At 58.1% G+C, this 5,735-nt stretch carries 4 protein-coding genes; 3 read left to right on the top strand and 1 reads right to left on the bottom strand.

Translation table 11 applies throughout. The annotated features are described in order from the left end of the window. The 3 genes from AB5Y92_RS00260 to parC form a co-directional block, all read left to right on the top strand. Nucleotides 1-199 (top strand): YqiA/YcfP family alpha/beta fold hydrolase (locus AB5Y92_RS00260; protein WP_368225077.1); only part of this gene is annotated, 199 nt, incomplete at its 5' end. Nucleotides 200-331: 132 nt separating this feature from the next. Further along, the gene (gene parE, locus AB5Y92_RS00255) at nt 332-2,242 is read left to right on the top strand and encodes a DNA topoisomerase IV subunit B (protein WP_005363090.1); all 1,911 of its coding nucleotides are present in this window, start codon (nt 332-334) and stop codon (nt 2,240-2,242) included. Nucleotides 2,243-2,313: 71 nt separating this feature from the next. After that, nucleotides 2,314-4,608 (top strand): DNA topoisomerase IV subunit A, encoded by a 2,295-nt coding sequence (gene parC / locus AB5Y92_RS00250; RefSeq protein ID WP_368225075.1) that lies wholly within the window; start codon nt 2,314-2,316, stop codon nt 4,606-4,608. A gap of 58 nt (nt 4,609-4,666) precedes the next feature. Here the strand turns inward: parC and AB5Y92_RS00245 are convergent, their stop codons facing one another. Beyond that, a complete protein-coding gene (locus AB5Y92_RS00245; protein WP_368225073.1) occupies nt 4,667-5,554 on the bottom strand; it encodes a deaminase in 888 nt (295 codons plus the stop codon). Nucleotides 5,555-5,735: the final 181 nt, after the last annotated feature.

The raw sequence follows: 5,735 nt of genomic DNA, 5'->3' as shown, positions 1-5,735 counted from the left end.
GCTGCGGGCACTGGCGGTACCGGTGACGGCGCCGGAGCGACTCTGGGTGCTGCAACAGCAGGGGGATGAGGTGCTCGACTATCGCAAGGCGCTGGACGAATACCGCTTTGCCCGCCTCTCGCTGGAGTGCGGCGGCAACCACGCCTTTGTCGCGTTCGAGCGCTACCCCGCCCAGATCATCCGTTTCCTCGGGTTATAGTCAGGTTCGAGTCAATAAGGGCGGTCTCGCCCTGCTTGTTCTTCTCCAGATCAAGCTTTCGGTGCGGGGAGTTTGTTCTACCCCCGCCTAGCAGTTAAGATTCCCTCCAAACGTCAATTCGCAAGGCCCTCCATGTCTACTCAATACAATGCGGATGCCATTGAGGTCCTCAATGGCCTTGAGCCGGTGCGTCGCCGCCCCGGCATGTATACCGACACCACCCGGCCCAATCACCTCGGCCAGGAGGTCATCGACAACAGCGTCGATGAAGCGCTGGCAGGTCACGCCCGCAATCTGGAGGTGATCCTGCATGAAGACCAGTCCCTCGAAGTGATCGACGACGGCCGCGGCATGCCGGTCGATATCCACCCGGAAGAGGGTGTCAGCGGGGTGGAGCTGATCCTCTGCAAGCTGCACGCGGGCGGCAAATTCTCCAACAAGAACTACCAGTTTTCCGGCGGTCTGCACGGGGTGGGTATTTCGGTAGTGAACGCCCTCTCCGATCGGGTCGAGGTGACCGTGCGTCGTGACGGTCAGGTCTACGACATCGCCTTCGAGCGCGGCGAGAAGGTGCAGGAGCTGACCATCACCGGCACCTGCGGTCGTCGCAACACTGGCACCCGGGTGCGCTTCTGGCCGCAGGCAAGCTACTTCGATTCGCCCAAGTTCTCGGTCACCAAGCTGGAGCACCTGCTCAAAGCCAAGGCGGTGCTCTGCCCGGGCCTCACCATCAAGTTCCTCGACAAGAACACCGGCATCAAGCTGGAGTGGTGCTACGAAGATGGCCTCAAGGATTATCTGGTCGACGCGGTCAAGCAGTTCACCTGCCTGCCGGAGCAGCCCTTTATCGGCTCCTTTAGCTCCGAACAGTCGGCGGTGGACTGGGCACTCTGCTGGCTGCCTGAAGGGGGAGAATGCCTCGCCGAATCCTATGTGAACCTGATACCCACTGCGCAGGGCGGTACTCACGTCAACGGTCTGCGTCAGGGGCTGCTCGACGCCATGCGCGAGTTCTGCGAGTTCCGCAACCTGCTGCCGCGCGGGGTCAAGCTGACCCCGGAAGATATCTGGGATCGCTGCGCCTACATCCTCTCCATCAAGATGCAGGATCCACAGTTCGCCGGTCAGACCAAGGAGCGCCTCTCCTCCCGCCAGAGCTCGGCGTTTGTCTCCGGCGTGGTGAAGGATGCCTTCAGCCTCTATCTGAACAGCAACACCGAGCTGGCGGAGCAGATCGCCGAGATCTGTATCTCCAGCGCCCAGCGCCGGATGCGCGCCGCCAAGACGGTGGTGCGCAAGAAGATCACCCAGGGCCCGGCGCTGCCCGGCAAGCTGACCGACTGTAACTGCGCCGACCCCATGCAGGGCGAACTGTTCCTGGTGGAGGGTGACTCCGCGGGCGGCAGTGCCAAGCAGGCGCGGGATCGCGAGTTTCAGGCCATCATGCCGCTGCGCGGCAAGATCCTGAACACCTGGGAGGTGGAGGCCGGTCAGGTGCTCGCCTCACAGGAAGTGCACGATATCTCGGTCGCCATCGGGCTCGACCCCGATTCCGAGGATCTCAGCGGCCTGCGCTACGGCAAGGTGTGCATCCTCGCGGATGCGGACTCGGACGGTCTGCACATCGCCACCCTGCTCTGCGCCCTGTTCGTGAAACATTTCCGCACGCTGGTGGAGAAGGGTCACGTCTACGTCGCCATGCCGCCGCTTTACCGGATCGATATCGGTAAAGAGGTCTACTACGCCCTCGACGAGGACGAGAAGAATGGCGTGTTGCAGCGGGTCGAGGCCGAGAAGAAGAAAGGCAAGGTGATGGTGACCCGATTCAAGGGTCTGGGTGAGATGAACCCGAAACAGCTGCGGGAAACCACCATGGATCCCAACACTCGCCGTCTGGTGCAGCTCACCATGGAGCCGGCAGGAGAGAGCGAAGGGGATGCGGCTGACGAGACCCTGCAGCTGATGGACATGCTGCTGGCCAAGAAGCGGGCGGGTGATCGCCGCGAGTGGCTGGAAGAGAAGGGTAACCTCGCCATCATCTAAGCCGTCGGTCACCTGCCGACCCGCATTTCAGGCGTGCCCTCCTGGGGCGCGCCATAGCAAGAGAAAAACATATGAGTGATGCTATCGAGCTCAGTCTGGACGGGGTAGAGCGCCAGCCAATGCGCACCTTTACCGAACAGGCTTACTTGAACTACTCCATGTACGTCATCATGGATCGGGCCTTGCCGCATATTGGCGACGGCCTCAAACCGGTGCAGCGGCGCATCATCTACGCCATGAGCGAGCTGGGTCTGTCGGCCCTCTCCAAGCACAAGAAATCCGCCCGTACCGTGGGTGACGTGCTGGGTAAGTACCATCCGCACGGCGACAGCGCCTGTTATGAAGCCATGGTGCTGATGGCCCAGCCCTTCTCCTACCGCTACCCGCTGGTGGATGGTCAGGGCAACTGGGGTGCGCCGGACGATCCCAAATCCTTCGCCGCCATGCGTTATACCGAGGCGCGGCTGTCGCGCTTCTCCGAGCTGCTGCTCTCCGAGCTGGGTCAGGGCACGGTGGAGTGGACGCCGAACTTCGACGGCACCATGAAGGAGCCGGTGGTGCTGCCTGCCCGTCTGCCGCACATCCTGCTCAACGGGGTGACCGGTATTGCGGTGGGGATGGCGACCGACATTCCGCCCCACAACGCGCGGGAAGTGGCTTACGCCTGTGCCGAGCTGCTCGACAACCCCAATGCGGGGCTCGATGTGTTGATGCAGCACATTCAGGGGCCGGATTACCCGACCAATGCCGAGATCATCACCCCGCGCGACGATATCCGCAAAATCTACGAGACCGGCAAGGGCTCCATCAAGCAGCGGGCGGTCTGGAGCGAGGAGGATGGCGATATCGTCATCACGGCGCTGCCCCATCAGGCCTCCGGCGCCAAGATCATGGAGCAGATCGCCGCCCAGATGGTGGCGAAAAAGCTGCCGATGGTCACCGACCTGCGCGATGAATCTGACCACGAGAACCCGACCCGTCTGGTGATCGTGCCGCGCTCCAACCGGGTGGATGTGGAGGGGCTGATGGCCCACCTGTTCGCCACCACGGATCTGGAGAAGAACTACCGGGTCAACCTCAACATCCTCGGCCTCGACAACCGGCCGCAGGTGAAGTGCCTCAAGACCATCCTCAGCGAGTGGATTCGGTTCCGCCGCGAGACCGTGCGTCGCCGTCTGCAATTCCGCCTCGACAAGGTGCTGGCTCGCCTGCACATCCTCGAAGGCTTGCTGATCGCCTATCTCAACATCGACGAGGTGATCGAGATCATCCGCACCGAGGATGAGCCGGGCAAGGTGATGGTGGAGCGCTTTAACATTACCGAGACCCAGGCCGAAGCAATCCTCGAGCTGAAACTGCGCCATCTGGCCAAGCTCGAAGAGTTCAAGCTGCGCGCCGAACAGAACGAACTGGCCGAAGAGCGCGACAAGCTGGAGCTGATCCTGGGCTCCGAGCGCCGTCTCAACACCCTGCTCAAGAAAGAGCTGCTGGCCGATGCCGAGAAGTACGGCGACGATCGCCGCACCCCGCTGGTGGAGCGTGCCACCGCCGTGGCGCTGACCGAGAAAGAGCTTATTCCCAGCGAACCGGTCACCGTCATCCTCTCCGACAAGGGGTGGGTGCGCGCCGCCAAGGGCCACGATGTGGATGTCGAGGGGCTCTCCTACAAGGCGGGGGACAGCTATCTGGCCCACGCCTGTGGCCGCAGCAACCAGCAGGCGGTGTTCCTCTCCACGCTGGGCCGCACCTATGCCCTCGAATCTCACACCTTGCCATCCGCGCGCAGTCAGGGCGAACCGCTCACCGGCCGCTTTGCGCTGGGGGCAGGGGAAGAGGTGCGCCATCTGGTGATGGGCAACGAGGGCGAGCCCTACCTCATCTGCTCCGATGCCGGTTACGGCTTTGTCTGCACCTATGACGACCTGATCGGCAAGAACAAGAACGGCAAGGCGCTGCTCACCGTGCCGGAAGGGGGTCAGGTGATGGCACCCCAGAAGATCGGCTCGCCAGAGACCGATCTCTGCATGGCCATCTCCAACGAAGGGCGCATGCTGCTGTTCTCGCTCAACACCCTGCCGGTGCTCGGCAAGGGCAAGGGCAACAAGCTGATCAGCATTCCGTCGGCTCGCGTCAAGGCGCGTGAGGAGTTTGTGGTAATGGCCGCCGTGATCCCGCAGGGCCAGTCGGTCACCCTGTTTGCCGGCAAGCGCAAGCTGACCTTGAAACCCTCTGATCTCGATTACTACCGCGGCGAGCGCGGCCGCCGCGGCGCCAAGCTGCCCCGTGGCTTGCAGCGTGTCGATCGCATCGAGATTGAACCCGCCGCCGGTGCCGAACCGGCAACCGGGGAAAATCAGGAAGGGTAATAACCAAAGAGGGAGCAATTTATTGCTCCCTCTTTGTTACTAATAAATGCGTGAGGGTTTACCCTAATTTATCCCATAACTCTGTCGCTGCAATTTCTATTTCCTTGTATGACTTTGGCACCAAAGGTGACCGAATTGGTGCTTTAGTTTTATCCCACTCAAGAATTGCACCACCTTTATCTTTCCGTTTCAATTTCGCCCCTCCACCTAAACTCATAGAGAATAGATCAAGAAATCGACGTGGGCCAATGCCAATAAATGGCTCAAAGGCTACAGTCTCTTTATTGTCCAAGGTCGATTCTTCAAGTTCAGATTTCAATGTAATCGACTCGGAATGAAAATCTAAAGCTCGACTTTTGGGATATGGCTCTACATAAACAACCCTCTCTACTCCACTGGCTATGATATGTTTTGCACAGTTATGGCATGGAAACGTAGTACAATAAATAGTGGTGCCACTTGTAGGAATTCCGGCTCTACCACAAGAAAGTAAAGCATCCATTTCTGCATGAACAACGCGTCCAAACTTAGTGAGGTCAGAAATCTTGCTGTCTTTTAGTATCTTAATTATTTCTAGTTGACGTTCTTCTTCAAATAGACCACTACCTAGAAGGTTATTAGCAATTTCTTCTATTATTTCTGCTTGTGCTTGTTTATTAGAGTCTTTCTCTCTGGTGTAATCTTTTCCATCTGGATGATCTTCTACCTTTCCTGTTTTTTTGTCTACTTCTGCCCAATATAGTCCCCCACCAGACTTAGGTACATCATTAGCTCCAGTTGCAATTATTTGCTTTTCTCTACTAATTACAGCGCCGACTTGACGTGATAAATCACCAGAGCGAACCGAGCTGTTAAACGCCATGAACATTGCAAACTCATCAAAGGTGGGATTTTTATATGGATGAGAAAAAATCAACTCTAGAAAACGTTGTAGTCCATTCTTCACTTGATCGCTATTACTACCAAAATTAAGGAAGAAATCAGATAGATGGTAAGTGTCACGAGTTTTTTGACCATGATCTACGCTTTCATCTGTCTAGTCCTGAAATAGGTTTACACATTTTCAACTAGCATTTCTCTACTCAGAACCCCCTATGTACCGCATCGGGGGTTCTGTATTTCAACGC

It is taken from the genome of Aeromonas sp. R1-1, assembly GCF_040908495.1.
In the GTDB taxonomy this organism is placed as follows: Bacteria; Pseudomonadota; Gammaproteobacteria; order Enterobacterales; family Aeromonadaceae; genus Aeromonas; species Aeromonas veronii.
The sequence above is the reverse complement of the archived record's forward strand: the minus strand, read 5'-3'. Positions and strand labels throughout refer to the sequence as shown.

Bases quoted from the DNA above. Each gene is read 5' to 3' on its own strand.
- parE (WP_005363090.1), top strand. From the start codon at position 332: ATGTCTACTCAATACAATGCGGATGCCATTGAGGTCCTCAATGGCCTT.
- parC (WP_368225075.1), top strand. From the start codon at position 2,314: ATGAGTGATGCTATCGAGCTCAGTCTGGACGGGGTAGAGCGCCAGCCA.